The organism is Solibacillus palustris (genome assembly GCF_022549215.1).
Taxonomy (GTDB): Bacteria; Bacillota; Bacilli; order Bacillales_A; family Planococcaceae; genus Solibacillus; species Solibacillus daqui.
This window is the reverse complement of the sequence record NZ_JAKZFC010000003.1, coordinates 298208-324653: the sequence shown is the minus strand read 5'-3', so window position 1 is coordinate 324653 and position 26446 is coordinate 298208. Positions and strand designations below refer to the sequence as shown.

Annotated in this window: 29 protein-coding genes and 1 pseudogene; 18 read left to right on the top strand and 12 right to left on the bottom strand. The window is 35.7% G+C overall.

Annotated features, from left to right (window positions below):
* Positions 1 to 41: 41 nt before the first annotated feature.
* The 4 genes from LZ480_RS11005 (at position 42) to LZ480_RS10990 (ending at position 3168) form a co-directional block, all read left to right on the top strand.
* On the top strand, positions 42 to 659 hold the full coding sequence (locus tag LZ480_RS11005) for a Yip1 family protein (protein ID WP_241369475.1): 618 nt from the start codon (positions 42 to 44) through the stop codon (positions 657 to 659).
* 579 nt (positions 660 to 1238) lie between these two features.
* Entirely contained in the window at positions 1239 to 2471 is a 1233-nt protein-coding gene (locus LZ480_RS11000; RefSeq protein ID WP_241369563.1) for a Y-family DNA polymerase, read from the top strand.
* An 11-nt stretch (positions 2472 to 2482) separates the two neighbouring features.
* Positions 2483 to 2812 (top strand): YolD-like family protein, encoded by a 330-nt coding sequence (locus LZ480_RS10995; RefSeq protein WP_241369474.1) that lies wholly within the window; start codon positions 2483 to 2485, stop codon positions 2810 to 2812.
* Positions 2812 to 3168, top strand: coding sequence for a hypothetical protein (locus tag LZ480_RS10990; protein WP_241369473.1), 357 nt, complete (start codon positions 2812 to 2814; stop codon positions 3166 to 3168). The genes LZ480_RS10995 and LZ480_RS10990 overlap by 1 nt, the downstream gene beginning before the upstream one ends.
* A gap of 363 nt (positions 3169 to 3531) precedes the next feature.
* Here LZ480_RS10990 and LZ480_RS10985 read toward each other — a convergent pair whose 3' ends face one another.
* Together LZ480_RS10985 and LZ480_RS10980 are read right to left on the bottom strand one after the other, a co-directional pair.
* Positions 3532 to 3732, bottom strand: a complete 201-nt coding sequence (locus tag LZ480_RS10985; protein ID WP_241369472.1) for a hypothetical protein — start codon at positions 3730 to 3732, stop codon at positions 3532 to 3534.
* Between the two features lie 200 nt (positions 3733 to 3932).
* Positions 3933 to 4559, bottom strand: a complete 627-nt coding sequence (locus LZ480_RS10980; protein WP_241369562.1) for a cupin domain-containing protein — start codon at positions 4557 to 4559, stop codon at positions 3933 to 3935.
* Positions 4560 to 5026: 467 nt separating this feature from the next.
* Between LZ480_RS10980 and LZ480_RS19890 the strand changes: the two genes are divergently transcribed.
* Positions 5027 to 5158, top strand: coding sequence for a hypothetical protein (locus LZ480_RS19890; RefSeq protein ID WP_255731384.1), 132 nt, complete (start codon positions 5027 to 5029; stop codon positions 5156 to 5158).
* Positions 5159 to 5164: 6 nt separating this feature from the next.
* On the opposite strand, the gene LZ480_RS10975 is transcribed toward LZ480_RS19890, so the two are convergent.
* The 3 genes and pseudogenes from LZ480_RS10975 to LZ480_RS10965 all read right to left on the bottom strand — a co-directional run bounded on the left by LZ480_RS10975 (position 5165) and on the right by LZ480_RS10965 (position 7152).
* Positions 5165 to 5449, bottom strand: coding sequence for a hypothetical protein (locus LZ480_RS10975; RefSeq protein ID WP_241369471.1), 285 nt, complete (start codon positions 5447 to 5449; stop codon positions 5165 to 5167).
* A gap of 736 nt (positions 5450 to 6185) precedes the next feature.
* A pseudogene (locus LZ480_RS10970) lies at positions 6186 to 6608 on the bottom strand (ferritin-like domain-containing protein).
* 184 nt (positions 6609 to 6792) lie between these two features.
* Positions 6793 to 7152, bottom strand: coding sequence for an MmcQ/YjbR family DNA-binding protein (locus LZ480_RS10965; protein ID WP_241369470.1), 360 nt, complete (start codon positions 7150 to 7152; stop codon positions 6793 to 6795).
* A gap of 431 nt (positions 7153 to 7583) precedes the next feature.
* On the opposite strand from LZ480_RS10965, the gene terL reads away from it, so the two are divergent.
* Positions 7584 to 7748 carry a phage terminase large subunit gene (terL, locus tag LZ480_RS10960; protein ID WP_241369469.1) on the top strand — a complete coding sequence of 55 codons (165 nt, stop codon included), beginning with the start codon at positions 7584 to 7586 and terminating at the stop codon, positions 7746 to 7748.
* A 486-nt stretch (positions 7749 to 8234) separates the two neighbouring features.
* Here the strand turns inward: terL and LZ480_RS10955 are convergent, their stop codons facing one another.
* Together LZ480_RS10955 and LZ480_RS10950 are read right to left on the bottom strand one after the other, a co-directional pair.
* Positions 8235 to 8375, bottom strand: coding sequence for a YjcZ family sporulation protein (locus LZ480_RS10955; protein WP_241369468.1), 141 nt, complete (start codon positions 8373 to 8375; stop codon positions 8235 to 8237).
* A 153-nt stretch (positions 8376 to 8528) separates the two neighbouring features.
* Positions 8529 to 8792, bottom strand: coding sequence for a Parvovirus coat protein VP1-like protein (locus LZ480_RS10950; protein WP_241369467.1), 264 nt, complete (start codon positions 8790 to 8792; stop codon positions 8529 to 8531).
* Positions 8793 to 8966: 174 nt separating this feature from the next.
* Here LZ480_RS10950 and LZ480_RS10945 point away from each other — a divergent pair, with 174 nt between their 5' ends.
* Positions 8967 to 9113: a hypothetical protein gene (locus tag LZ480_RS10945; RefSeq protein WP_241369466.1), complete on the top strand. Its 147-nt coding sequence runs from the start codon at positions 8967 to 8969 to the stop codon at positions 9111 to 9113.
* Positions 9114 to 9306: 193 nt separating this feature from the next.
* On the opposite strand, the gene rpsD is transcribed toward LZ480_RS10945, so the two are convergent.
* The gene (rpsD, locus tag LZ480_RS10940; protein ID WP_241369465.1) at positions 9307 to 9909 is read right to left on the bottom strand and encodes a 30S ribosomal protein S4; all 603 of its coding nucleotides are present in this window, start codon (positions 9907 to 9909) and stop codon (positions 9307 to 9309) included.
* A 477-nt stretch (positions 9910 to 10386) separates the two neighbouring features.
* Here rpsD and LZ480_RS10935 point away from each other — a divergent pair, with 477 nt between their 5' ends.
* Positions 10387 to 12243 (top strand): sensor domain-containing diguanylate cyclase, encoded by a 1857-nt coding sequence (locus tag LZ480_RS10935; RefSeq protein WP_241369464.1) that lies wholly within the window; start codon positions 10387 to 10389, stop codon positions 12241 to 12243.
* A gap of 36 nt (positions 12244 to 12279) precedes the next feature.
* Here LZ480_RS10935 and LZ480_RS10930 read toward each other — a convergent pair whose 3' ends face one another.
* Positions 12280 to 12759 (bottom strand): GAF domain-containing protein, encoded by a 480-nt coding sequence (locus LZ480_RS10930; protein ID WP_241369463.1) that lies wholly within the window; start codon positions 12757 to 12759, stop codon positions 12280 to 12282.
* A 16-nt stretch (positions 12760 to 12775) separates the two neighbouring features.
* On the bottom strand, positions 12776 to 13582 hold the full coding sequence (gene hisJ / locus LZ480_RS10925) for a histidinol-phosphatase HisJ (protein WP_241369462.1): 807 nt from the start codon (positions 13580 to 13582) through the stop codon (positions 12776 to 12778).
* A 140-nt stretch (positions 13583 to 13722) separates the two neighbouring features.
* On the opposite strand from hisJ, the gene ezrA reads away from it, so the two are divergent.
* From ezrA to LZ480_RS10880, 9 genes are all read left to right on the top strand, one after another.
* The gene (gene ezrA / locus LZ480_RS10920) at positions 13723 to 15426 is read left to right on the top strand and encodes a septation ring formation regulator EzrA (RefSeq protein ID WP_241369461.1); all 1704 of its coding nucleotides are present in this window, start codon (positions 13723 to 13725) and stop codon (positions 15424 to 15426) included.
* A 133-nt stretch (positions 15427 to 15559) separates the two neighbouring features.
* Positions 15560 to 16708, top strand: a complete 1149-nt coding sequence (locus LZ480_RS10915; RefSeq protein ID WP_241369460.1) for a cysteine desulfurase family protein — start codon at positions 15560 to 15562, stop codon at positions 16706 to 16708.
* Positions 16705 to 17916 (top strand): tRNA uracil 4-sulfurtransferase ThiI, encoded by a 1212-nt coding sequence (thiI, locus tag LZ480_RS10910; RefSeq protein WP_241369459.1) that lies wholly within the window; start codon positions 16705 to 16707, stop codon positions 17914 to 17916. Before LZ480_RS10915 ends, thiI begins: the two co-directional genes overlap by 4 nt.
* Positions 17917 to 18028: 112 nt before the next feature.
* Positions 18029 to 18238: an alpha/beta-type small acid-soluble spore protein gene (locus tag LZ480_RS10905; protein ID WP_241369458.1), complete on the top strand. Its 210-nt coding sequence runs from the start codon at positions 18029 to 18031 to the stop codon at positions 18236 to 18238.
* Between the two features lie 168 nt (positions 18239 to 18406).
* Positions 18407 to 19978: an acyl-CoA synthetase MbcS gene (mbcS, locus tag LZ480_RS10900; RefSeq protein WP_241369561.1), complete on the top strand. Its 1572-nt coding sequence runs from the start codon at positions 18407 to 18409 to the stop codon at positions 19976 to 19978.
* Positions 19979 to 20113: 135 nt separating this feature from the next.
* Positions 20114 to 21124: a signal peptide peptidase SppA gene (gene sppA, locus LZ480_RS10895; RefSeq protein WP_241369457.1), complete on the top strand. Its 1011-nt coding sequence runs from the start codon at positions 20114 to 20116 to the stop codon at positions 21122 to 21124.
* A gap of 16 nt (positions 21125 to 21140) precedes the next feature.
* Complete coding sequence (locus LZ480_RS10890) at positions 21141 to 21641, top strand: RDD family protein (protein ID WP_241369456.1); 501 nt, start codon at positions 21141 to 21143, stop codon at positions 21639 to 21641.
* 171 nt (positions 21642 to 21812) lie between these two features.
* The gene (gene tpx / locus LZ480_RS10885; protein ID WP_241369455.1) at positions 21813 to 22319 is read left to right on the top strand and encodes a thiol peroxidase; all 507 of its coding nucleotides are present in this window, start codon (positions 21813 to 21815) and stop codon (positions 22317 to 22319) included.
* A gap of 195 nt (positions 22320 to 22514) precedes the next feature.
* Positions 22515 to 23456, top strand: a complete 942-nt coding sequence (locus tag LZ480_RS10880; RefSeq protein WP_241369454.1) for a class I SAM-dependent methyltransferase — start codon at positions 22515 to 22517, stop codon at positions 23454 to 23456.
* Between the two features lie 102 nt (positions 23457 to 23558).
* Here LZ480_RS10880 and LZ480_RS10875 read toward each other — a convergent pair whose 3' ends face one another.
* A complete protein-coding gene (locus tag LZ480_RS10875) occupies positions 23559 to 24005 on the bottom strand; it encodes a universal stress protein (RefSeq protein ID WP_241369453.1) in 447 nt (148 codons plus the stop codon).
* A 327-nt stretch (positions 24006 to 24332) separates the two neighbouring features.
* On the opposite strand from LZ480_RS10875, the gene ald reads away from it, so the two are divergent.
* The gene (gene ald, locus LZ480_RS10870; RefSeq protein WP_241369452.1) at positions 24333 to 25466 is read left to right on the top strand and encodes an alanine dehydrogenase; all 1134 of its coding nucleotides are present in this window, start codon (positions 24333 to 24335) and stop codon (positions 25464 to 25466) included.
* A gap of 82 nt (positions 25467 to 25548) precedes the next feature.
* Here ald and LZ480_RS10865 read toward each other — a convergent pair whose 3' ends face one another.
* On the bottom strand, positions 25549 to 26316 hold the full coding sequence (locus LZ480_RS10865; RefSeq protein WP_241369451.1) for an SH3 domain-containing protein: 768 nt from the start codon (positions 26314 to 26316) through the stop codon (positions 25549 to 25551).
* Positions 26317 to 26446: the final 130 nt, after the last annotated feature.

Below are 26446 nucleotides of genomic sequence, written 5' to 3'. Positions count from 1 at the left end.
AGTATAATAGATACTATACATTTTTTTAGGGGGTTCTATTTTTGAGTAATCTACCAAATACATTGGTTGATGATCGTCACGCGATTTTAAGCATTGCTATAAAACCTCGTGATACGATTCGCTATGTATTAACTACAAAAAATCTTCCATACTTCATCTTTGTTGGGGTTGTTGGCATGTTTGCTAGCAATTTATTAAGCTTTGTCGGCTCGGAGTTTACAGGGAAATATACACTTGGAGATATTGTTTACTCTACATTCATGTCGAGTTTTTTACTGTACTTCTTATCAACGTTATTATCAGCAGGGGTTTTGATGCTATCTGCGAAGGTGTTCGGTGGAGTAGGGAAGTTTAAAGAAATGTTCCGCATGATTAGTATGACAATGGTGCCGTATATTTGGATTTTACCGATTGTCTTATTCTGGATGCAGTTCGCACCACAGTCGTTTTTTGATATTCCGTATATACTGCCAGGGATGAGCGATTATATCTTACAATTTATTTGTGGAACGCTGATCATAATTGCAAGTATTTGGACGTATATCATTACAATTGTCGGGATTTCAGAGGTACATAAAATTTCGAAATGGAAAGCGTTTTTTGCATCGCTATTAGTATTAATCTTATTAGTTATCTTGGCGCAGGCTGTGTTATTTTAACTTGCTTCAGCGGGGCCCAAACCCAGGTGTAATTAAATTCAAAGGGCTAGTATAGATTTTTTTCTATACTAGCCCTTTTAACATTCATAAGATTAAAATGGTCAATTAGTAAACTTCGATAGTTTGAAAGCCCACATAGTAAAGTGTACTCTTTGCAAAGGGCATTATTTTCTATTTATAGGTTGAAATTATTTCATTAATGACGTCTGCCTGATCAAAGCCCAGCAGCGTGGGCAAAGGAAGCTGTTGAATGGACATAGGCGAACGGTGTATCAGATGGAACATTCTTAAAACGTCCAGCTACACGCGAGGAATTAATTACGATGCTTTACAATATACACACAAAAGAATAGCCATATATTTGAAGCCTGTTATCACTTTAAATGGTGATAACTTGCTTTTTTACGTTTAATCATAATTTTTCCAAAAAAATTAAATTTTTTCTGTTTTAAAATAGAAACAAACGTTCTATAATAAAGTAATTAAGAACAAATGTTCTTATTTATAGGAGAACGGAGTTGTTGAAAAGTGGGAGAATATCATTTATACGAAATTTTGCCTCGACACAAAATCGTTTGTATGGACATGCACGCATTTTACGTAAGTTGCATAGCGTCGCTAGAAAATATCGATATTATGAATGTACCAATGGCTGTTGTAGGTAGTTTAACACAATCCGGTTCGGTAGTCCTTTCAGCTAATCGCCCAATGAAGGAGCGCTTTAAAATAAAGACTGGTAACCGTTTATATGAGATCCCTAAACACCCAGATATAAAACTTTTTGAGCCCAAAATGGAATTTTTTATTCACATGTCAGTAGAAATAATAAAATTAGCAGCAACCTTTGTCCCAATTGAATCGATACACGTTTATAGTATCGATGAATTTATGCTGAAATTAGATGATGTAACAAGTTTATATGGTGACGCAGAATCAATAACAAAATCCATACAAAACGCAATTTATCAGCAATTTAAAATACCTTGTTCAGCTGGCATGGGGGATAATATTTTGATGGCGAAATTGGCTCTAGACTTGGAAGGAAAGAAATCGGGCTTTGCTAAATGGACCTATGAGGATATACCGCACAAACTGTGGAAAGTAAGTCCCCTATCAGAAATGTGGGGAATAGGCAAACAAACCGAAAAACGTTTAAATGCTATGGGGATTTATACTGTTGGTGGGCTTGCTGAAGCTAATTTAGATGAACTCGAAAAGAAGTTTGGTGTTATGGGTAATCAATTATATTATCACGCATGGGGAATAGATTTAGCACAAATTGGAGAGCAAGAAAATATTAAAGATATAAAGCGTGGTCTGAGTTTTGGGAAGTCTCAAATGCTGATGCGTGACTATAATCATAAAAGAGAAATTTCTGTTGTTCTATTGGAAATGTGTGAGGATGTAGCAAAACGTGCACGAGAAAAGGGCTATTCAGCTAGAACAATTTCGCTCGGTTTAGCACATAGTCGACACGCAATTATGTCTGATAATTTTTATCGCTCGCGTACAGTTGAGGAACCAACGAACGACACGCTTGTAATATATAACGTATGCAAGGAACTTTTAAATGAGTTTTATGGTGGTGAACCAGCTCGCCAATTATCTGTACGAATATCCAACGTTTCAAAAGAACGGGGTATGCAACTTGATTTGTTTGACCAATCGAAAGATAAACGTGCGCATTTAGCTAACACAATGGATAATTTACGGAATCGATTCGGTTCAACATCCATTTTACGGGCAGTATCATTTACAAATGCAGGTACTGCAAGGTCGCGCCGACAGCTTGTTGCTGGGCATAAAAAATAGGGGGCGCTTCTATGATTAAAAATAGAGGTTTGGCTAAAAAATGGACTGGTATGATGATACCGGAGCACCTGCATCAAATAAAAGAGTGGCAAAATAGCGTAGGTAATGAGTACCCGAAAGAAAAAACGGATTGGGAATGGGACGAACTACAGCAGATCGTTGTAAAAGCATATCATCAAAAACAGCAAGTAGAATTGAATTTGTGGCGAGATAAATGGATTGTAGAAAAAGGGATTATAACAGCATTGCATTCTGGACATAATGAATTACTACTTGATACAGAATTTAGCGTTAAGCGCATTAAGTACGGGGAAATAGAAAAAGTTAGGGAGATTGAATAATGATTGCTCTCCAAGATCGTCAATTAGTTTATGAATTTCTAATGTTGGAGTTAGCTATTCGGTCATTACAACATGATATAGATAATATGAAACATTTAAAATTTGCCGAGCTGTATTTTACCCAGCTAGACGGAGTGCTGAAAAATTTACAAGTAGATTATCATTGGCGACGTAAAAAGTTAGTTGGAAAGAAAATACGATTTTACAAGTGGGTAAAGGTAGATGATTATTTTACAGACGCCATATTAGCTACTAATGGTGAAGATGCAGTAATTCGATTTTCTACCCATGTGCTAAAGCAAAACAGCCAATTATTGATAGAACAAAAAATGTTGCCAATAATCCATAAAATATAAAATAACCTAATTCAGACCATACTTGATTAGATATAAAATAAGCCTTCCACAGTTTGGTATGCTCCCCATTAGGTAGACAGATAAAAAATAAAATCTGTTTATCAAATGGGGAGTTTTTTCATGCCAATAGAATTATTTTCACCAGACATAAACTTACTAGCACTTCAATATCTAGAAGAAGGTCGTCATACCCAGTTTGAAATTTGCTTGAGGACACCTTATTTTTCTTAGGGCGAGTTAACGCCTCTATTCCTCCAAATTTAAAAAGAGCACGCCATTCTTGGAGAGTTTGTCGATTGACCGAAAACATCTAAAAAAAGGGTCACTCCGCTGGAAGTAACCCTAAATATTAAATCTAAAGGACTATTTGAACTTTTGAGGTTCCTTAACTTTCATTGAAGCTACTTCTCCGCAATTCGTACAAATAGTCAAGATTAGTGGCGAACTCGAAAAATGGAGCATATCGAGCTTAACGGGTTTTACATTTGCCATAGATCCGCCTAATTCACCTTGTGAGAAGGAATCATTACCACAAGCCTTACAAACCAATTTATCATTTTCCATATTATCACCTCTTTATGCAATATATGTAAATTGTATCATAAACAAGACGTAGCGTCTTTAAACACTACAGCAAACAGTGAAGTTTAATCGACATTCTGAACAATATTGTGTAGTAGCGATTGGGGGAGACACAATCGCACCAAAAGTACAATATAGCGCAAAAAAACGTAGCGATTGACCACGCTACGAAAGAAACATTATTAATAACTGTATGGATAATACGGATAGGGATTCATGTATCTTGTGTATGAATTAACATTTGGATTGTAATGAAGATTTGCACTTTGACTTATATTTTTGCAATCTTCGGGAGGTCCAATATATGTTGATGGCATCACGGGAGCAATTGCTTCCTTCCAAAGATTTTCATCTAAACAATAGGTGTGCGCCATAATATGGGGCGGAGTGAATTTTAAGATATCTGAACCTAGAATTACCTCAGGAGTGGGTGCATCGAATATAGCTAGTAAATGTGTGTTATCAATATTAGCAACCTCGTAATGCCACCAACCTTGAGGTATATTTACAACCTGCCCAGGTGTAATAGTATAGTTATGAATTTGTTTTGTAAATGGATTGAGCATTGAGACTGTAGCTGCTCCAGAAATACAATAAACTAATTCTGCAGCATTTTGGTGATAATGCGGTTCGACCACATTAGAAGTACTAAGAAAAATATCTAACAATGATACATTTTCTAAAGTATTTAGCTGATTAATACCCAAAATATTGATTTTATTTTGATTATCTTTTTTAAACAGTGTGCTTTTATTTACATCAAATGTGAACTGTGTGGATGGCGAAGTGAAATCAACATTAGAAGTAATGATTACAACCCCCTTTATGAAATTAACTGATAATCATTAGTTCAAGATATGTATAGATTTTTTTAAGAGTTGGATAAATGCCTATTTCGCTAAATACGAAAGTACCATGAAGAAACAAATATAGGAAATAAGCAACTGAACAATATGAGGATTTTGTTCAGAAATTTAGTTAAACCATTTAAATTTAATTGCTTTTATTTGAAATTTAATGCAATAAAAAAGAATACAAGCCAAATAGCTAAGACTATAACAGTGGATATGTTAAGTATCATAATATTGGAAATGTTTTCTTGGATTATTTCATCCCCAAAACTGACTATAGTAGCTAATAATAGCCAAAATGCCCCTCATTTAAAGTAGTAATTTTTTTCTTTAGATAATTTCATCCCTATTACTCCTTATGAAATATATCACTTATAATATCTGAGAATCTTGAGGAAATAATGTAGGGGAAAGGAGCAAATGAGATGGCAAATGCTAAATGGGTTTATATTCAATCAGAGACGGGCCTTTATACGGTAGGATTTTATGCACCAGATAGCGACCATGCATTGAAAGATAGATTGAAACAGAGTGAAATTAAACTGATAAAAAAGTAACTGAATCTAAAGATTTAAGTACACAATTAAATTTTGTTTGAACAAAAGAAGAACAATAAATAAAGAAATAATAAAAATAATAGACAAGCAAACACACGCAATAGCAAGCCATAATTTCGATATCGGATTTTGTTTCAATGATTCCAAATACATATCAATATCATCAGGGTTTGCTTGCTCCATGAACTGTCTGTCAGTCTCATCCATAAAGCGTTGGTGTTGATTATTAAATTCATCTTGAACCATTTGATTGTGGGCTTGTTCATGATGTTGATTGAGCATATCGTCCATAAAACACCCCTCCTTTTATCTAGTAAATACAATTTAATAATAACATTATATACCAAAATAGTACTTGCGTGGAATGTGCTTGAAAAAGAAGAATTAATAATTGTGTAGTAAATGGGCATAAAAAAGACCTGAGCAATCACTCAAGTCAGCAAAACTATACGTGTTTATTATAGCGCGTATGTTTGCGTAAACAAAATAAACCGCAGCGAGTACAAGCGCTACGGTTTCCCTCTTGCTATATAAGGTGACACTTAAATTATAGCATAAGGGGGCAATCTTATGGCAGGGCAAGAATTAAATAAACTAAAAGAATACTTAGTGAGATATATAGGGGAGTAGTCTATCGGAAAAACCGTGGACACAAAGAATAGAGATACAAGTTATCTTGAACTGCCCCCCATTTTGTAGACAGTTTAATAAAAAGGGATGTAGCGAGGTTCATTTTCTTGAGTATTTAAGTCTATTTAGTTCCTTTGTTAAATATTGAACTTGTTTTTCTAATTCAGCTATTTTGATCGAGTTATTATCGTTGCTATTATTTGATTGTTGTGATTCCTCTAAGGCCATAATTGCTGCAATAGTAGCTAAACCATCACCTAATGTATTAATTAATCCAGCAATTACGGTAAGTTTAGCAGCGTCATTATCTACACCTGATAAAAGTTCATTAATATTAAAATTCTCTTTTTTTTTTACTCAAAATTCAACCTCCTAAAATAATAATCAGGATAAGGTATTAATATTTGTTTATAAAAAATAAAAACCAAATAGCATGATTCTGTTCGTCAGAAGCGTTAGAACGAAACTGATTACTGATATAAGGCATATTAGATTCTCTAGATACCCGATGGTAAAAATCAACCGCTTCTTGTTCATCTTTAAATGCAGTTAAAATACCGCTTTTAAAATCGAGTGGTAAAGGCTCAGTTAATTGAGGTGAAGGTTGTTGGCCAGTGATCCAGGTATACGTAAAAGTAAAACCCTAGTAATGTCGTATTTCATCATTCCTAATTTCTAAAATTCGATTTCTAACTTCTTCATTTGGAGCAAGTTGTGCTAAATGTTCATAAAATCGGATAGCATTGAATTCACCATTAATTGCATTATTAATGTCGAGAACTAACTTATCGTTTGAAGTTCCTTGTAAAGCGTAATGCAAAAAAGTCACGTCCTTATTACTTATAATAGAAAATCACCTTATTAGGTATCTTATGGACTAAAGAATAGAAAGGTGCCCTTATAATATTTTTTAACGACCAGATTGCATTACTAAACATTTCGTCAATTACGTGTAGTAATATCCGCATAAAAAAAGACCTGAGCATCCACTCAAGTCAGCAAAATTATTTAGGATTAATTTGATTTTGAACTTTCTTTGTTAGCTTCTCGAAAACTAGCTGGTAGGAATGAAGAATTAGATTTTCAATCAGATCATTGGATAAATCTGAATCAAAAAAAATAGAGTTCCAGTGCGTCTTATTCATATAATAACCTGGAACAATGCCTTGATAGGTTTCTCGTAACTCTTCAGCATGAGCAGGGTCGCATTTTAAAGTAATGATAGGTTTTCTTTCAGCGTCTCCACCCATCATTGCAAACATCTTTCCGCCAACATGATAACGATCCGCTTGCCAGTCTACTTGGTAATCATGTGTAGTTCCGGGGAATGTGAGACAAAAAGATTGAAGTTTAGCTTTGTCCATTTAACAGACTCCTTTTTATAATACGAACTTTGAAAAACCAAATTCGATTAGATTAATTATAATCAATAAATAATAAATTTTTCCAATATTATAGTAAATATGGCGATTTTAAATGTCGAAAAGAAAAGACCCGTTTCTGAGTGAAAAAAGCCACAGCTTTGCGAGCTGCGGCTTGGTAAGTCATTTTTATATTATTCCAACAAGATTATTATAGCATTAGAGGCAATCTTATGGTAGGCAAGTTCAATTAGACAAGGCGTTAAAGAAATATCGCAATAATATGTGTAAGTATAAGCGTATGAAAGATGAATTGGACTCGGTTTCAGCTACAGTACATACTACAACATGTTGAATTGAATTTCACGCGCGTTGAGCCATTTCATCAAAGTAAAAAACAAACAAGCTCGTATATTACCTAATCCACATGGGTAATGGATCATAACTATTTCCCGCGCAATTGGCGTGAGAGATGGCTGGAGTATTTTAAAGCTATGAACGAGTACCAGCGCGAAGGTAAAAACAAGCATGATGATGCGCCAGATGCAACAACAGATATTGCCGAAAAGATTGATGGCGGTAGCACGTACAGTTTTTAATTTAGGGCTGTTTTCCACAACAAAAAGTTATTTAACTATTGTTTTTCGAAGGGAAGACTACTGCGTTAATAGACCTAGAAAGTACGGAAACATTAAAAATATTTTCATCTGGAGTGTTTCGTTCCACTGTAATGCGATAAGTATATGTTCCTGCTGGACCAGGGCAATGGCTTTTACAGTCCGGGCAAAACTTGTCGTATACAAAGGGCCTAGATCAGGAGTAGCCTGACAAGCTTAGTATATTTCATTTTTTGGGGCTTGGAAACGTCTTGAAAACGAAACGGATAGATAATGTCCTGTTGGATTTGGATTACTAAGCATTTGAACAAAAATGTTCAGTGAGTGAGGTGTGAACTAAATATGTATATGAGGAATGAAACTATAAAAAGGATCACTCTATGGGAAAGTGATCCTAATCCCAAAAAACATTAGAGTGATACCAAGCTATTAATAAATGACTATCGTACCCATCGATTACTACTTTTTTTAATAATTCCCATGCATGAAAGTAGCACCGACAATAATTAGAAGTATGAAAAGGACAACGATTAAAACGAATGTTGAACCATTGTTCTTGCTATAACTGTTGTATCCTCCATAGCAATTACCATATCCTGAGTAGTCCATGAAAATCCCTCCTTCCCTCCTTATTTTATTCAGTAAAAGGGGAGAAGGTAGGGCAAAAAAACATGAACAAATTTTTATTGTTGTACCGTCTATAGAATTTATGGTCCAGTTAATATATAAAATTTAGTTACTAAACAATATGATCATTATGGGTTAAAAGAATTTATTCCGTAGTTTAATAATGTTGGTGAACATTGCGGCATCTCTTCCAGTTTTGCTGTAATTGTTAATCTTTGGCGACAAACAAGAGTAAAACATTTCATCACAATACTGTGTTCTCCCATTTCGGGAATAACATTCGTCATGTAACTTACAACACGCATCTACTGGATTAGTTGGTTTCCCAGGTCCAGTACACCCTGGTCCGCAGTATCTATAACCAGGATAACAAAAACCCAGTTTTCTTTGTCTCTTCATAGTTTCACTCCTTTTCAAAAATTTTGTAGATATTATAAAATATGTGATTTTTACTTTTGAAAGTAGGATTAAAAACTAGAAAAAAACATAAAAACCGCAGCGAGTACAAGCGCTACGGTTCCCCTCTTGCTATATATGGGTGACATCATAATTATAGCATAAGGGGGCAATCTTATGGCAAAGCAATACACAGCAGTACAAGTTTACGAAATGGTAGACCGTTATTATCAGATGAAAACATCATTGGGGTTAGCGGTGGTTAGTCCGTACAGCGTAGACCCAAAAGTAGCCGCGCTAATGGATTTATGTGCATTCTCTTAAACGTGTCGCCAACGCATTTTTATTAAGATTAGGGCTAATTTTGAAGTAGCCCTATTTTAGCCCTAAACTACCCCTAATCAAAAGGGCTTAAATACATTTAAATGCAATATACGATAAAAGAAAAAAGCCCCGAAACGCTTGAGTTAACAAGGTTTCTAGGGCTCTTTGTGTTGCTAAATGCAACGAAGTTTTATTAACGAGAGTAGAACTCTACGATTAATTGTTCGCTGATTTCAGAAGATAATTCAGAGCGCTCTGGTAAACGTACAAAAGTACCTACTTTAGAGTCAGCATCGAATGATAAATATTCTGGTACAAAGCTGTTTACTTCGATTGATTCAGCAATTACTGATAAGTTAGCTGATTTCTCACGTAAAGAGATCGTTTGACCTGGTTTTACTGAGAATGATGGGATGTCAACGCGTTTACCGTCAACTAAAATGTGACCGTGGTTAACTAATTGACGAGATGCACGACGAGTGCGAGCTAAACCTAAACGGTAAACTAAGTTGTCTAAACGAGTTTCAAGTAAAATCATGAAGTTTTCGCCGTGTACACCTTGTAATTTACCAGCTTTATTGTATGTGTTTTTGAATTGACGTTCAGTCATTCCATACATGTGGCGTAATTTTTGTTTTTCAGTTAATTGTAGACCGTACTCTGATTTCTTACCACGAGAGTTCGGGCCGTGTTGACCTGGTGCGTAAGGGCGTTTAGCGATTTCTTTACCTGTGCCGCTTAATGAAATACCAAGACGACGAGATAGTTTCCAAGATGGACCTGTATAACGAGACATAATTGTGTCTCCTCCTTTAAATTTGGTTTTTGTTGTAAAAGAAAAAACCAGTTGTACCCGATCTTCCTAGGTATTTTATTTTCACGTATCTTCGCCCATGCAGCCGAAAGGGTTACGCAATACACCATTCTATATAAAAAGAAGGAATAAAATACACCAGTAAGTTATACAACTACTGCATTCATTTTACACAAAGGCTATTGTAACTTTTTTTTTTTGACGCGTCAACCAATTATACCATTGCAGTCGATATAGTGAATTTAGATTTATATAAAGTGAATAAATATAGTTACAATTACATAGTCTTAAGTTGTTGTAAATTAAACTAAAGTATCAATTAATACATAAAAAGAACATTTCAGTTTAATTGTTTAGAAAATTTTAACAAAAATAAATGGTCTAATAGGCATAACTAGTGTATACTATAAAGTAAGTAGAGGTAACGTAAATCGTAAGTGTGAAAGAAAAGGTGGTTAAATGACAGAATATCAACAATTGGTTGATCAATTTAAATCCGAAATCTTAAGTCTATGTATCGACTCTAAAGAAAACCTAAATAATTTTAATGATTATTTTAGTTTATTAGCTCATGGTTTAAACAAATACTTTACGATTCAAGACAGCATTTTATTTCGGTTAAAAGGAAATTCGCTGAAACCAAACTATACAGATTATCAGTTTTTAAATGAACTTACATTAAACGATGTGCAACCGTTATTAAAAAGTCACTACATAATTGAAATACCAAAAATAGTACAAAAACAAAACTATTTACAAAATCATACACATATTATGCCACTAATTGTAGAGCAATCTATTTTAGGCTTGATTGTTTTTAAATGTGAAGATGAAACAAAAGAAGCTTATTTAACACCTCAACTTGTGCAAGAAGTAACGAAGATATATCAATTTTTACTGGATAGCTATAAAATGCAAGCAAATGAAGATAAATATCGCAAATTATATGCCATCACGGATTTATTCCATTCAACAATGGATATTGATGTCATTTTAGAAAATGTACTCGTAGCAATAGAAGAAAATTTCGCAAATTTTGAAGTCGAGTTGATTTTATCAAATGACCAAGACCGTCAAACGCGTGTATGTATTAAGCCGTTTGATTATTTGTCAGAGCGTCCATCAACGATAGAATCCTTTGTGTCTGGAGAAATGAAAGAAGAAAAAGCTTCTGAATTAGATTGCTGCTTACTGAATGCCCCAATTAAAGGTCGCCAAGCAATATACGGCATTTTACAAGTAAAGGCTCCGTTAAAGTATGTATTTTCAACTACTGAAAAAGAATTTATTCGTATGTTAGCGCATGCATCTGGGAATGCCCTAGAAAATGCGAAGTTATATCATCAATCACATCGCTTGGTAAGTGACTTACAACTGATTAATGAAACGTCGCATCGTATGAATATGAAGCTATCGATTAATGAAATGCTACTTTTTTTACAAAAACAATTATTGAAGTCATTTCAACCTAAAGAGATTGGTTTCTTTTTTAAAAATGAAAATCAATATAAATCAACCGAAGTTTGTACGGGTTTTTTTCAACACGAGGAAGTTCAAATTTATATTGAGCATATAGAAAAACATTTCGAAGTAACACAAGATTCGTTATTTATCGCAGATTTTAGTCGTCTTATTGATGAGGACATTCCTTTCAAATCAATTATGGCCATTCCGATGATTGTTGAAGAAAAGATTAATGGGTTTAGTATTGTATTACATAATGAACCTTATTTCTTTTCGTTTGATAGTTTCAAACTAATGCAATCGTTAATTCATCATTCATCCCTTGCTATATCCAATTCGATTTTACGTGATCGTTTGCAAGAAATGGTAGACCGTGATCATTTAACAAAGCTGTACGCGCGCAGATTTTCCGATAATTATGTAGAACAATCGATTCAAAAAGATGATTCGGGGATGTTTTTACTAATTGATATTGATAATTTTAAAAAGGTAAATGACTCTTTTGGTCATCAAGTTGGCGATGAAGTGCTCGTGCAAATAAGCTCACAGCTCCAACAACAAATTGGTACGCGCGGTATTTGTTCAAGATGGGGCGGGGAAGAACTCGCCGTCTATATCCCGAATATTTTAAATAATGAAGCATTAAAAATAGCGCAATCCATTGTAGATATTGTTCCGAATAAGACTAATCCATCTGTTACCGTTTCGGCAGGGCTTATTACTTGGAACCGCCATGCCCGTCCGGATTTCCAGGACATATTTTTGCAAGCAGATACTGCGTTATATAGCGCAAAACGTAATGGTAAAAATCGTTATTGCTTATTTGCAGATTCGATGCAATTACAGCATTAAAAAAGCTCTCCACAGTAGTGGGGAGCTTTAACTGTTTTATACATACTTTAGTAGAACTGTCACAAATTTTTCTAAGCCTACTTGATCTTCTGAACTGAAACGAGCTTCTATTGGACTGTCGATATCTAACACACCAATCACTTCATCGTTTTTGATAATTGGAATAACGATTTCTGATTTTGATGCTGCGTCACAAGCGATATGACCAGGGAATGTGTGTACATCTTCAACAACGATGGTTTCTTTGTTGGCTACAGTTGTTCCGCAAACACCACGACCAACAGGAATTCGTACACATGCTGGTAAACCTTGGAATGGCCCGAGTACGAGTTCCCCGTCTTTCATAAAGTAAAAGCCGACCCAGTTAATGTCTGTTAAAAACTGATTTAGTAAAGCTGAAGCGTTACTATAGTTGGCAATCATATCAGTTTCACCATGACAAAGTGCGTCTAATTGCTTTGAGAGTAAATTGTATTGCTCGGCGAGAGTGCCGCTGTAAGTTTTTTTTGCAAACATAAAAAAGCCTCCAAATTTAAAAAGTTAGTTTTTGTTGTAACGCATAATAATGCTGATGTAAATCATTTGCTGTGTGTGCATCTGAACCGAAAACAATCGGTACACCAATTTGTTTAGCAAAAGCCGCATATTCATAATTTGGATAAGGTTCCTGACAATAGGTTTTACTTAATCCCGCACTATTGAAATCAAGTTCATAGCCATGTGTTTGCATTAACTCTAACACCGATTTGATTTGTGCTCGGTCATTGATCGATTGGTTATGTGCAAGTTGGAATTTATGAATTAGTGTAGGATGCCCGATACGCTTTGGTTTGTAAGGTCCTAAATCGACTAATATAGATTGCTTCACCGTCTCATAATAAAGGGAGTACATTGCTTCGATTCCACCAATTTGTTCACTAAATTGTAAATATACATCCTCAGAAAAATCAATGCATGTATAGTTTCCTGCATGTTGTAAAAAGTGTACTGAAAGAATGGCATCATCAAGAATTTGTCCTACTTCATTTAAAAAATTTCGAGTTGCATGTTCAAAACCTACAATATAATCAATTTCTAAACCGATATTGATAATAATGTGCTTTTTATAACGTTCTTTTAATTCTTGTAATTGTCCAAAATATGCTGTGAGCAATTCGTGTTTCATGCCGCAATCCTTTTCAGGTGTAGGGTCGATAAACGAAATTGGCAATGGTGCGTGCTCGGTGAATGTGATTTCAGTAAAACCTTCATCTATTGCTTTAGTAATGTACTTGTCGAATGAATCGCCTGATCCATGTGGGCAAAAAGGCGTATGTATATGACCGTCTCGCTTTCTCATTAGCGTCCTCCTTTGAAAATAAGGGATTCTCGAAGTAAAAAACCTGTAAATAGTTAAACAAATTCCAAAAAACATGTTATGATTAGTAATACGTATATAGCTATCTTTATTGATTTTTTTTTGGGATTAGGGGGCTTACAATGGAGTATATCATCATTGTTGTCGTCATACTATTAGCATTATTAACAGCCGGCTTAGTAGTACGACGCAAGCATAATGCAGAAATAGGACGATTAGACAAAGAAAAATTACAAATTCAACATTATCCGATTTTTGAAGAATTAGCAAAAGTGAAAGCACTAAATATGAATGGTCAAACAGAGGAACTATTCGAAAACTGGCGTAATCGATGGCTAGATGTTATGGATAAGCAAATTCCAAAAGTTGATGAAATGCTATTTGATGCAGAAGAGCATATTGACCGCTTCCAATTTAAAAAAGCATCTACTACTGAGCGTGAAATTGAACAACAGTTAACACAATGTGAACAAGTACGTGTACAAATTATCGCAGAGTTGGATGAATTAATCGGTAGTGAAGAAAAGAATCGCATTGAAATGGAACAACTAAAAGAATATTACCGCTCTGCGCGTAAAACAATTTTAGCTCATCAACATTCATTTGGCCCTGCATTAGAAGGGTTAGAGAAGCGTTTGGAACAGTTTTCACCTAGATTTGAAGAGTTTAATGGATTAACAAAAGAAGGTAATTACTTACAAGCGCGTGAAATTGTGTTACAGCTAAATAGCGAAGCACAGGAAATTTTCAATCTGCTAAATGAAGTACCAACATTATTAACCGAAATTCAAACAAAAATTCCAACAGCTATTCATGAATTAAGAAATGGTCAACGTGAAATGGAAGAGCAAAACTATTACTTGCGCCATCTAGAGCTAACAGAATACTTAGATGCACTAGATAACGAACTAATTACATTAAAAACTGCGATTGCTGAGCTTAATTTACAAGCGGTATCACCTCGCATTCAAGAAATTAATGATGAAATTGATCATTTCTATGATTTGCTGGAAAAAGAGGTTATGTCGCGTAAATATGTAGAGCGCCATTGTTCTAGTATGTTTAACACAATTACAGAAGTGATGCGCTTAACGAAAGACATCAATAATGAAGTCGAGTATGTGCAGCATAGCTATCGCTTGCAAGAAAAAGAGGCAGAAATCCCAAAAGTAGGTTTAAAACATTTAGAAGTTTTGCAAAAGCGCTATGAAATTTTATCAATGCGTGTACAAGAAGAAAAATCAGCGTATTCTAGCTTACAGCAAGAACTTACAGAAATTACTGAGGAAATCGACCGTATTGCAGAAGAGCAAGAACGCTTCTCAAACCAATTAAAAAATCTACGTATCGATGAAAATAAAGCACGCACGGATTTAGAGTTGTTAAAACGTACATTGCAAGATACAGAACGTCTGTTAAACCGTGCCAATATTCCGGGGATTCCAGAAGAAATGGATGTACGTTTAGAAGAAGCAGAGGAACGTATTTATGTCGTAATTCAAAGCTTACAAGAAGTGCCGTTAAATATCATTCAAGTAAATCAGCATTTACTAACTGCAAAACAATCGATTGAAGAAACACACGACAAAGCACAAGAAATGATTGAAAATGTCTTAATCATTGAGCGTTTAATTCAATATGGTAACCGTTACCGTGCAGGCAATCGTCAAGTACATGAAAGTTTACTAGATGCAGAGGATGCATTTAAAAACTTCCGCTATGTGAAAGCACTTGAAGATGCCGCAAAAGCAGTAGAAATGATCGATCCAAGCGCTATTAAAGGTATCGAAGAATTAGTGCAGGAGCAATTACTATCAAATTCATAAGCATAACGGTTACATGTTACGTATTTTAGCGGTATAATATATAAGCAAAAAGAACAAGGGGCAGTTCGGGAGGTTATTTCGGAACGAGCCCTTTTTCTTACGGAAACTAGTTCTAAAAAGAAGGTATGGAAAAATGATCTATTTAGATAATAGTGCGACAACAAAGCCGCACAAAGAGGTACTACAAGCATTTATTCAAGTGAATGAACAATACTTTGCGAATCCGTCGTCGATTCATAAAGCAGGTGTTGAGTCAAATGCATTACTTACAAAAGCACGCGAACAGCTTGCACAACTTTTAAATACAGAAGAAAAAAATGTGCTCTTTACAGCAAGTGGTACAGAGTCAAATAACGCAGCGCTTTACGGTTTAGCAAAATCAAGTGACTTCCGTGGAAAGCACATCATTACAACAGAAATCGAGCATCCATCGATTTTAGAAGCAACAAAACGACTTGCATCAGAAGGTTACGAAATCGATTATTTAAAAGTCGACAAACAAGGTGTTATTTCATTAGACGAATTACGTGCAAAACTACGTAAAGATACAATTATCGTCAGCATTATGCACGTAAATAATGAAATGGGGGCCATCCAGCCAATTGAGCAGGCCGCTGAGCTGATTCATGAAACATGTCAAGCGATGCTACATGTTGATGCGATTCAAAGCTTTGGTAAATTGCCAATCCGATTTAATGGTGAAAAAGGGCCGGACTTAATTTCAATTTCTGGTCATAAAATTCATGCGTTAAAGGGAACAGGGGTGTTAGCATTCCGCAAAAAGCCACAAGTTAAGCCTTTTATCGTTGGTGGTGGGCAAGAGTTTGGTTTACGTAGCGGTACAGTAGCAGTACCTCAAGCCGTTGCAATGGCAAAAGCAGCACGTTTAGCAATTGAAGCAATGCCACAACACGTTGAAAACTATAAAAGATGGGCCAATGATTTACATGATTTCTTTGCTAGATTCGGTGAAGAAGTATATGTATTATCATCTCGTAATGGTGCACCACATATTATGAGTTTCAGTGTAAGAGGCTTAAAAGGTGAAGTGTTAATTAATGCGCTACAAAAACGTGATATCATTGTGTCAACGTCTAGTGCATGTTCATCAAAACAAACGAAAACAAGCCACGTTGTCGAAGCGTTAAATATGGATAGCCGTTTTAAAAACGGTGTACTACGCATTAGCTTTGGCGCAAATAATACAGATGCTGATATCGAAGCATTTAAAAAGCAATTTATAGCAGTGATGAAAGAGTTAAAAGGAGAATTTACATCATGATTTTTAAAGAAATTTTAATTCGCTACGGTGAATTATCGACGAAAGGTCGTAACAAAAAAGACTTCATTAGCCGTTTACGTGACAATGTGCGTTATTCATTCCATGATATCGCGCCACTAAAAATTCGTGCTGAGCGCGATCGTATGTTTATCGAAATCGAAAACCAAGAAAAGTTCGATGTATTAATGGAGCGTTTACCACATGTATTCGGTATCCAATCATTCAGTCCTGTTGCTTCTTGTGAAAAAGATTTAGATACAATGAAAGCTTTAGCTGTTGAAATTTTAGAAGATTATCGTGACCGCGAACTGGTAACGTTTAAAGTTGAAGTGCACCGTACTGATAAAATGTTCCCGTTAAACACACATGAATTACAGCGTGAAATGGGTGCGACACTGTTACCACAGTTCCCAAACTTTAAAGTACAAGTGAAAAATCCAGAAGTGGCATTACGTATTGAAGTACGTGAAGATGCAATTTATATGATGGCACAAGTCATCCGAGGTGCTGGTGGTATGCCAATTGGTTCAAATGGTAAATCATTACTTATGCTTTCTGGTGGAATCGATAGTCCAGTTGCTGGTTATTTAATGATGAAGCGTGGTGTACGTATTGACGCGATTCATTTCTTCAGTCCACCGTACACAAGTGATAATGCGTTACAAAAAGTGAAAGACTTAGCGAATGAATTAACAAAATTTGGTGCGCGTGTCCGTTTATTCGTAATTCCTTTTACTGAATTACAAGTAGCAGTTAAAGATGCTGTACCGGATAATATGTCCATGACGTCAACACGTCGTATGATGATGAAAGTAGCAGACCGTGTGCGAGAAGAAGTGGGTGCATTAGGAATTGTTACAGGTGAAAGCTTAGGACAAGTAGCTTCGCAAACATTAGAAAGCTTAACAGCAATTAATGATGTAACAAGCACACCTATTTTACGCCCACTGATCTCAGCAGATAAAAACGATATTATTAAAATTGCTGAAAAAATCGGTACGTATGAAACATCGATTCAGCCATATGAGGATTGCTGTACGATTTTTACGCCATCTAGTCCGAAAACAAAGCCAAAATTAGAAAAAGTTCAACATTTTGAAAGCTTCACGGAATTTGATGAATTAATCGAGCGTGCAGTGAAAAATCGCGAAGTATATAGCTTCCCGCAAAAAGAAGCAAAACAGGATCAATTTGCAGACTTACTATAATTTGTGAAAAGTTGTAGCGTATTTCCTATTAGAAGTAGGAATTACCTGTTTTCTAATGTGTATGAAAACTTTCATCCTGCGCATTCTAATTGCACAAGGAGGTGAGCAACACATGACAAACAACAACGGTAGCTCAAACAAATTACGAGTTCCTGGAGCACAACAAGCACTTGATCAAATGAAATACGAAATCGCACAAGAGTTCGGAGTGCAACTTGGCCCAGACGCTTCATCACGCGCAAACGGTTCAGTTGGTGGCGAAATTACAAAACGCCTAGTTCAAATGGCTGAACAACAATTACGCGGAAAATCAAATCAATAATAAGTAAAAAATAAAGGGAGTGCCTACAGATGTAGGCATTCCTTTTATTTTTGACGTCAACTAAATAATTTATTCGAAATTTTTGATGGGATTTTTTGAATTTATAGCGATGAATTATTATACTAAAATGGAGAGTATCATTTTTTCAAACAAGGGGGAAGTTTGATGGTGAATTATGAACAATTATTAGCGCCACAAAAGTACAATATTGCGGATGAATTTGAAAAACACCGCAATAAATCGGAAAAAACAGCACTTATTATTCAAGAGGAAAACGGCGAACAAGCGCAGTATACATACGAAGCGCTCCTTGAAAAAGCAAATCAGGCAGCCAATGCCTTTATCGCACAAGGCTTAACAAAAGGGGACGTTATTTTAATAATGTTGCCTCGTTGTTTAGAAGCGTATGTATCATATATTGGTGCGTTAAAAGCGGGATTAGTTATTATACCTAGTTCGGAATTGCTTCGCGCAAAAGATATTGACTATCGTTTAATCCACTCAGACGCTAAGGCAGTTATTGTGCAAGAGCAGTTTGTAAAAGAATTTGAGCAAGTCAAAAACTTAGCGAATGTTAAATGCTTTATTATTGGTGAAAAACATGAAGATTGGCTGTCACTAATGGAGTTAGCAAATGAGCAGCCAACTGATTTTAATGCTGTTGCAACAAATGCAGATGACTTGGCATTTTTAGCTTATACTTCTGGCACAACTGGCAATCCAAAAGGGGTAATGCATACACACGGTTGGGGCTATGCGCATTTACGTACAACCGCGAGCGAGTGGCTTGGTGTGCAAGATGGGGATATCGTATGGGCAACTGCTGCGCCAGGATGGCAGAAATGGATTTGGAGTCCATTTTTAGCGGTTCTTGGTAGCGGAGCAACGGGCTTTGTCTACAAAGGAAAGTTCGAAGCAAAATCATTTTTAGAAATTATTGAACAACAAAAAATTAATGTACTATGCTGTACACCAACTGAATATCGGTTGATGGCAAAACTTGATCAACTTGGCTCCTACAATTTAGCCTCATTACGTAGTGCGGTATCTGCAGGTGAGCCATTAAATCGTGAAGTTATAGAAACATTTATGCGTGAACATCGAATTATTGTACGGGATGGCTATGGTCAGACGGAAAATACATTATTAATTGGTACATTACTGAACACAGAATTACGTTCAGGTTCAATGGGGAAACCAACACCTGGTAACCGCATTGATTTAATCGATGAGTTTGGTGAAGTAGTCACTACAGGTGAGGTGGGCGATATTGCCGTGCATAAATCGACACCGGCATTATTTAAAGGATATTACAAAGACCCTGAGCGCACAGCGATTCAATTCCGTGGCGATTGGTATGTAACAGGTGACCGAGCAACGAAGGATGAAGACGGTTATTTCTGGTTTGAAGGGCGTAATGACGATATTATTATTTCATCTGGCTACACAATCGGGCCATTTGAGGTAGAGGATGCATTAACAAAACACGCAGCTGTTCAAGAATGCGCGGTTGTAGCAAGTCCCGATGAAATTCGAGGGAATGTCGTAAAAGCATATATTGTTTTAAAGGATGCTAGTTTAAAAGAGAGTCCAACAATTATTGAAGAATTGCAAAACCATGTGAAGCAACTAACAGCTCCATATAAATATCCACGAATTATTGAGTTTTTAGATGAGCTACCAAAAACAATTTCCGGCAAAATTCGCCGCGTTGAACTACGCGTAAAAGCAACAAAATAACAGCTATTTCGATTTATTTCCTGGGTAATATTGAGGGTGGTTATTTTTCCACCCTCTTTATTTTGGGCTAGTTTTGTAGAAAGTTGAAACTTTATGTAAAATACTTTCGTACAATAAACAAAGGAGGCTATAAAAATGAATACAAAACGTGTAGTTGCGCTCATTATCGCAGCGGTATTATTATTCTTTTCTATCGGAATAAATACAATTATTACGATCTTTAAAACAGATTTTTTGACGAGCTTTGACAGCATGCTTGGAACACAAAATTTAACGTATGAAAATGTGATTGAATCGGGTGAAATTTCAAATCGGATTGCCCATTTAACGGTAAGTGGTGTCATTCAAGATGTAGGAGAACCGAGTGTTTGGGAAACGGTTGAATATAATCATCAAGCTTTTATGGAACAGTTAGATGCTGTTTTAATGGATGATACAGTTAAAGCTGTATTGCTTTCTGTAGATTCTCCAGGTGGCGGTGTTATTGAATCAGCTGAAATCCATGAAAAGCTTGTTCAAATTAAAGAAGAAAAGCAAATACCAATTTATGTATCAATGGGCTCAATGGCTGCCTCAGGTGGTTATTATATTTCAGCGCCAGCAGACAAAATTTTTGCGCAGCGTGAAACGATTACAGGTTCGATTGGTGTCATTATGCAATCACTTAACTATAGCAAGTTAGCAGAAAAAGTAGGAATTGAATTTGAAACAATCAAATCAGGTGCGCATAAGGATATGTTCGGAGGCAGTCGTCCATCTACAGCAGAGGAGAAAGCAATGCTACAAGAAATGATTGATGAATCGTATGAAGAATTTGTCGACATTATTGAACAAGGTCGTGGTATGTCAGAAGTAGATGTAAAGAAAGTTGCGGATGGGCGAATTTTAGGCGGTACGCAAGCATTAAAAGCGGGATTAGTAGATGAAATCGGTAATGAAAATACAGCGTTAAGCGCATTACGTACGGAACAAGGATTAGAGGACGCAGAGTTATTTGAATATGCAACGGAATCAGATAGCTGGGCTTCGTTATTAGGCGTTAAAATTGGTTCAATGTTTAGTCCTTCAGTGGAAACACAAGCAATTTCAAAAATTATTTCATCAACAAGCTCACCGCGTATGATGTATTTATATGGAGAACAATAGATTAGGAGGGGTTACGATGTCGGACATAATCGAAGAAGTAAATACGATTGATACGAAACCAGTCGTAGTAGAGCCTTCTCTTCAACTTAAAACAGGTGGCTTTTGGATGCGATTTTGGGCTTTTGTCATAGATTCGCTAGTTATTGCAGCAATTGTAGGAATTGCAGTAAAGCCATTATTCGCAGTGATGGATTGGAGCGTAACGGGTGAAATTTGGTACGCACCATATACGATTATATCGGGGATAATCTTTTATGTGTACTTCGTATTGATGACGAAGTTCTTTAAACAAACTTTAGGCAAAATGGTATTTGGGTTAAAAGTGCAAAAAGAGAATGGGGAACCATTAGACTGGATGACAGTATTATTCCGTGAAGGAGTAGGACGCTTTATTAATGGGACGATGTTATATTTACCATATGTAATTGTCGCATTTGCACCGAATAATAAAAGTATTGCCGACTATTTTGCGGATACAATTGTCGTGCATGAAAATATTTATGTGCAAAAGGTTTAACAAGTACTATGTGAGGGAATCACAAAGTATCGATACCTTCTAAACAAGTAAAAAGCTATTTTGTAAGGGTTAACTTATGAAATAGCTTTTTTCTTTTGCTTTCAAGTCCCGTCAGTTGCAAAGTTCAATTAGAGTTTAGTAATATAAGGTAATAAATAAGGAGGCGTTATTATGGCACAAGTAACATTTATTAACAAACCAGTCACTTTAATTGGTAATGAAGTAAAAGTAGGCGACCAAGCACCTGACTTCACAGTGTTAGCAAACGATTTATCACCAGTAACATTAAAAGATTCTGAAGGTAAAGTTCGTTTATTCTCAGTGGTTCCATCATTAGATACAGGTGTATGTGACCAACAAACGCGAAAGTTCAATGAAGCGGCTGCAGAGTTAGGTGATAACGTTATTATTTATACTGTATCAATGGATTTACCATTTGCACAAAGACGTTGGTGCGGCGCTGCTGGTATCGATAAAGTCGTTACAGTATCAGATCACCGCGATGCATCATTCGGGGAAGCATATGGCGTACATATGAAAGAATTACGCCTTTTAGCTCGCTCAATTTTCGTAGTGGATGAAAACGGTAAAGTAGCTTATGTAGAATACGTTTCAGAAGGTACAACACACCCGAACTATGAAGCAGCTTTAGAAGCGGTAAAAGCACTTTCAAAATAATTTCGTTTTACAGCAATTTAGTGTAAAGTAAATAGAGGTATAATAAACCCACTCAATTTTCTTGAGTGGGTTGTTCATTTCTTTGATGGATAAGATAAGATAAATTTTTCAAGGAAATTCACATAAGAAAGGCATCATTTTATGCGATTTGACGAAAATATGTTTTTCTAAAATAGTAAGAGGGGTTTTAAGACGATGGAAAAATTTGAACAGATTTTTAAATATGTCAATGAATATGCAGAAAAATTGGTAGAAGCTAATGGGCTTGATTATTTAGAAGCATTATTACAGACATTAGAAGATACATTAGACGGTACATTTGAGTGGCAAGTAGAAGGTGCAAATAAGGAAGATATGCGTAAAGCAATTCAAATTGCGATTTTAAAAGGCATGCGTAAAAGTGCACAACCTAACCACCAAATGACACCAGATACGTTAGGCTTACTTGTGGCACATTTTGTAGAGCAATGCTTTGAACATCGATTACAGCATGGTCCAATTGCAGTAGTTGACCCAGCTTTAGGCACTGGGAATTTATTGTTTACCGTTATGAATGCTTTAAATGGTAATGTCGAAGCAACAGGTGTTGAAGTCGATGATTTATTAATACGTCTTGCTGCAGCAACAGGAGATTTAATTGAGCAACCTGTGACATTATTCCGTCAAGATGCATTAGAAAAATTATTGGTAGATCCAGTAGATGCGGTCATTTGTGATCTGCCTGTTGGGTATTATCCAAATGAAGAAGTCGCGTTAGATTTTGAATTGTGCGCGAGTGAAGGAATGAGCTATGCACACCACTTATTTATTGAACAATCCATGAATTATACAAAAGATGGAGGCTTTGCATTCTTCTTAATTCCTGCTAATTTATTTGAATCAGAGCAAGCAAAGCAATTACACAAGTTTATTAAAGGTCATGCATGGATTCAAGCTGTAATTCAATTACCTGAAAATTTATTTGCATCGAAAGCGCATGAGAAAAGTATTTTGATATTACAAAAGCATAGCGAGCATTTAAAAGCACCACGCGAAGTATTATTAGCAAAAGTGCCAAATATGTCAAACCGAGAAGCACTTGCGATGTTCTTTGAAAAAGTAAGTATGTGGCGTGAAGGAAATGACCAAAAGCGCTAAAGCTTTCGTAAGCTCTAGGGGGCTGGCGCTTTAGCCTAAATATAAAAAAACGCCATCATTCAAAAAAAGATGATGGCGTTTTCAATTATAAGAATGAAAAAATCACTCTGGAGTACGGATGACTAATACGTCACATTTTGCAGAACGTACGATAGCTTCTGATACAGAACCGATTAAGAAACGTTCAACAGCGTTTAAACCAGTTGCACCACAGATGATTAAGTCAGCTTCTACTACGTTAGAAAGCTCTTTTGTGATGATATTTTTTGGAGAACCGTATTCGATTACTAAGTTTACATTAGCAACGCCAGCTTCTTCCGCTTGTTTTTTGTAACCGTTTAATAGTTCTTCTGAGTGTTGTTGAGCACGCTCAGCGATAGAACGATCATAAGCTTCGATAGCTGCGAATGAACGAGTGTCGATAACGTTAACTAAGTTAATTGTCGCCCCTTCGTTACGTTTTGCAACATCGATCGATTTACGGAATGCATATTCTGCTTCTTTAGATCCGTCTACTGCTACTACAATACTTTTATAATGATTTGCCATTTTCATTACCTCCTAGTTTTCTATAGCTTTATTATAACAAATGTTTTAAGATTGGAAATACCTAACATTGAAAAAGCTGATAAATAATAGTATTTTCTATCGCATTTGTAAAATAATTCTTAAAAATGTTGAAATATTATTCGGTTATTATTAAAAAATAATGTTCATTGCAATTTTAGAAAAGTAATATTAGAAAAAAAAGGAAGTATTATAATCTGATTGTTACGAAAATATTTTATATTAAAAAATTAGCTACTATTTTTTTGATAAAATTGGTAGAATGGATTTGAATTATTAGATTATATGATTCACAGGGAGGAATACACAATGAAAATCGGGGTACCAAAAGAAATTAAAAATAATGAAAATCGAGTGGCAATGACGCCATCTGGGGTATTATCATTAGTTGCGAATAATCATGAGGTGTATATTGAAACTGGCGCTGGTTTAGGTTCTTCATTCACAGATAATGATTATTTATTAGCAGGAGCTACAATTGTTGATTCAGCAGTAGAAGCTTGGAATAATGACATGGTGTTAAAAGTAAAAGAGCCAGTGGAAAGCGAATATAAATATTTCCGTGAAGGCTTAATTTTATTTACATATTTACACTTAGCACCCGAGCCAGAGTTAACAAAAGCATTACTTGAAAACAAAGTAGTCGGCATTGCTTATGAAACAGTGCAATTACCAAATGGTTCTTTACCATTACTGACGCCAATGAGCGAAGTAGCGGGACGAATGGCGACACAAATTGGTGCACATTATTTAGAAAAATTACCAGGCGGAAAAGGGATTTTATTAGGTGGTGTATCAGGCGTTCCTCGAGGAAAAGTAACGGTTATTGGAGGCGGCATTGCTGGAACAAATGCAGCTAAGGTTGCAGTAGGCATGGGTGCAGATGTGACAATTATTGATTTAAGCCCAGAGCGTTTACGTCAATTAGAAGATATTTTTGGCCGTGATGTACAAACGTTAATTTCTAATCCATTTAATATTGCGAATGCGGTATGTTCTGCGGATTTAGTCATTGGATCTGTATTAATTCCTGGCGCAAAAGCACCAAAATTAGTAACGGAAGAAATGATTGAAGCGATGTCTCCAGGTTCTGTTGTCGTCGATATTGCGATTGACCAAGGTGGCTGCTTCGCGACATCTGAAAAAGTAACGACTCATGACAACCCAACGTTTGAGAAACACGGAGTTGTGCATTATACAGTGGCAAATATGCCAGGAGCAGTACCACGTACATCGACAATTGCTTTAACTAACAACACAGTACCTTACGCCTTACAAATTGCGAACAAAGGCTATATTCGTGCTTGCTTAGAAAATGAAGCACTAAAACGTGGAGTTAATACAATTGATGGTAAAGTTGTGTACCGCGCAGTAGCAGATGCACAAGATTTGTCTTATGTTGCAGTTGACGATGTATTAAGCGTTTTAACAGGATTAAGTTAATAATAGAAAAATCCGCCTCACTTTCAAAAAATGAAAGTAGGGCGGATTTTTTGTTAGGCAATTCTGTTTTTACGTGGTTTTTTTAATCGACAGAAACGAGTTCAGTGACAATCTTATCTTCAAAATCTGTAATGCGGATAATACCATAATCTTTAGCAAAATAAAGCTTTGTGCCATTCGGATAAGCTAATATAACGACATTATTAAACGTACCAGCCTTAGTTAATAACGTTGCAGAAGTACTTTCTACAAAGACTTTTGTTGTTGTCATTGAGCCATCATAGCCGTAATCGGTATCCAGCAAGGTAGCTTTTTCTTTTATTGGATAGCTAAGTGTAAAGAAAAAAACGTCCGAATAGGCAACACCAAATGTGAGCTCATTAAATTTTTCGATATACGTAAATCCAATATAATCCGATTGCAATAATTCAATTGAATTTGAAATTGCCTCATTTTTAGAGGCATAGTAGGTTGTTTTTTCAAGTCCTTCAAAAGAAGGCTCATACGTATAGCTCCTATTTACTTTCGGCATTAAGCCTGTTGTAATAATTGGCGACTTTGCAATAGCCTTTGGTTTTTTTGTAGTTAAGGTGGAAGCAAGAATATAGCCCTTTTTGCCATTATACTCGACAAATGCCCAATTTTTGTTTTTGGAATGAACAATTACCTTTGAGTTGCTCTTAATATTCAATATCGTGTTTGCCGTTTGCTTCGGTGCATCACGTAAAAGAATATCGTTTATTGCTTGTACGTATTGGGTAGAAGCGGCTTCCGTATGTTGTACTACAGGAGAGATAGGCAAGATAGAAAAAAGTAAAACAAAGATGGTAATGATTGTCCATTTTTTCATGATGCACCATTCCTTTCGAAAGTTATGAATTTACTATTCCTTTTTTTTATCTATGAAAAACAAGTGAAATATTGTAAAATACTTTTTTATCGAAAATAGCTTTTGTAAAACAAAAAACGAGTGATTAACT

Excerpts from the sequence above, each read along its gene's own strand:
- LZ480_RS11000 (WP_241369563.1), top strand. The coding sequence starts at position 1,239 with ATGGACATGCACGCATTTTACGTAAGTTGCATAGCGTCGCTAGAAAAT.
- LZ480_RS10995 (WP_241369474.1), top strand. The coding sequence starts at position 2,483 with ATGATTAAAAATAGAGGTTTGGCTAAAAAATGGACTGGTATGATGATA.
- LZ480_RS10990 (WP_241369473.1), top strand. The coding sequence starts at position 2,812 with ATGATTGCTCTCCAAGATCGTCAATTAGTTTATGAATTTCTAATGTTG.
- LZ480_RS10985 (WP_241369472.1), bottom strand. The coding sequence starts at position 3,732 with ATGGAAAATGATAAATTGGTTTGTAAGGCTTGTGGTAATGATTCCTTC.
- LZ480_RS19890 (WP_255731384.1), top strand. The coding sequence starts at position 5,027 with ATGGCAAATGCTAAATGGGTTTATATTCAATCAGAGACGGGCCTTTAT.
- LZ480_RS10975 (WP_241369471.1), bottom strand. The coding sequence starts at position 5,449 with ATGGACGATATGCTCAATCAACATCATGAACAAGCCCACAATCAAATG.
- LZ480_RS10965 (WP_241369470.1), bottom strand. The coding sequence starts at position 7,152 with ATGGACAAAGCTAAACTTCAATCTTTTTGTCTCACATTCCCCGGAACT.
- terL (WP_241369469.1), top strand. The coding sequence starts at position 7,584 with ATGGATCATAACTATTTCCCGCGCAATTGGCGTGAGAGATGGCTGGAG.
- LZ480_RS10955 (WP_241369468.1), bottom strand. The coding sequence starts at position 8,375 with ATGGACTACTCAGGATATGGTAATTGCTATGGAGGATACAACAGTTAT.
- LZ480_RS10950 (WP_241369467.1), bottom strand. The coding sequence starts at position 8,792 with ATGAAGAGACAAAGAAAACTGGGTTTTTGTTATCCTGGTTATAGATAC.
- LZ480_RS10945 (WP_241369466.1), top strand. The coding sequence starts at position 8,967 with ATGGCAAAGCAATACACAGCAGTACAAGTTTACGAAATGGTAGACCGT.
- rpsD (WP_241369465.1), bottom strand. The coding sequence starts at position 9,909 with ATGTCTCGTTATACAGGTCCATCTTGGAAACTATCTCGTCGTCTTGGT.
- LZ480_RS10935 (WP_241369464.1), top strand. The coding sequence starts at position 10,387 with ATGACAGAATATCAACAATTGGTTGATCAATTTAAATCCGAAATCTTA.
- LZ480_RS10930 (WP_241369463.1), bottom strand. The coding sequence starts at position 12,759 with ATGTTTGCAAAAAAAACTTACAGCGGCACTCTCGCCGAGCAATACAAT.
- hisJ (WP_241369462.1), bottom strand. The coding sequence starts at position 13,582 with ATGAGAAAGCGAGACGGTCATATACATACGCCTTTTTGCCCACATGGA.
- ezrA (WP_241369461.1), top strand. The coding sequence starts at position 13,723 with ATGGAGTATATCATCATTGTTGTCGTCATACTATTAGCATTATTAACA.
- LZ480_RS10915 (WP_241369460.1), top strand. The coding sequence starts at position 15,560 with ATGATCTATTTAGATAATAGTGCGACAACAAAGCCGCACAAAGAGGTA.
- thiI (WP_241369459.1), top strand. The coding sequence starts at position 16,705 with ATGATTTTTAAAGAAATTTTAATTCGCTACGGTGAATTATCGACGAAA.
- LZ480_RS10905 (WP_241369458.1), top strand. The coding sequence starts at position 18,029 with ATGACAAACAACAACGGTAGCTCAAACAAATTACGAGTTCCTGGAGCA.
- sppA (WP_241369457.1), top strand. The coding sequence starts at position 20,114 with ATGAATACAAAACGTGTAGTTGCGCTCATTATCGCAGCGGTATTATTA.
- LZ480_RS10890 (WP_241369456.1), top strand. The coding sequence starts at position 21,141 with ATGTCGGACATAATCGAAGAAGTAAATACGATTGATACGAAACCAGTC.
- tpx (WP_241369455.1), top strand. The coding sequence starts at position 21,813 with ATGGCACAAGTAACATTTATTAACAAACCAGTCACTTTAATTGGTAAT.
- LZ480_RS10880 (WP_241369454.1), top strand. The coding sequence starts at position 22,515 with ATGGAAAAATTTGAACAGATTTTTAAATATGTCAATGAATATGCAGAA.
- LZ480_RS10875 (WP_241369453.1), bottom strand. The coding sequence starts at position 24,005 with ATGGCAAATCATTATAAAAGTATTGTAGTAGCAGTAGACGGATCTAAA.
- ald (WP_241369452.1), top strand. The coding sequence starts at position 24,333 with ATGAAAATCGGGGTACCAAAAGAAATTAAAAATAATGAAAATCGAGTG.
- LZ480_RS10865 (WP_241369451.1), bottom strand. The coding sequence starts at position 26,316 with ATGAAAAAATGGACAATCATTACCATCTTTGTTTTACTTTTTTCTATC.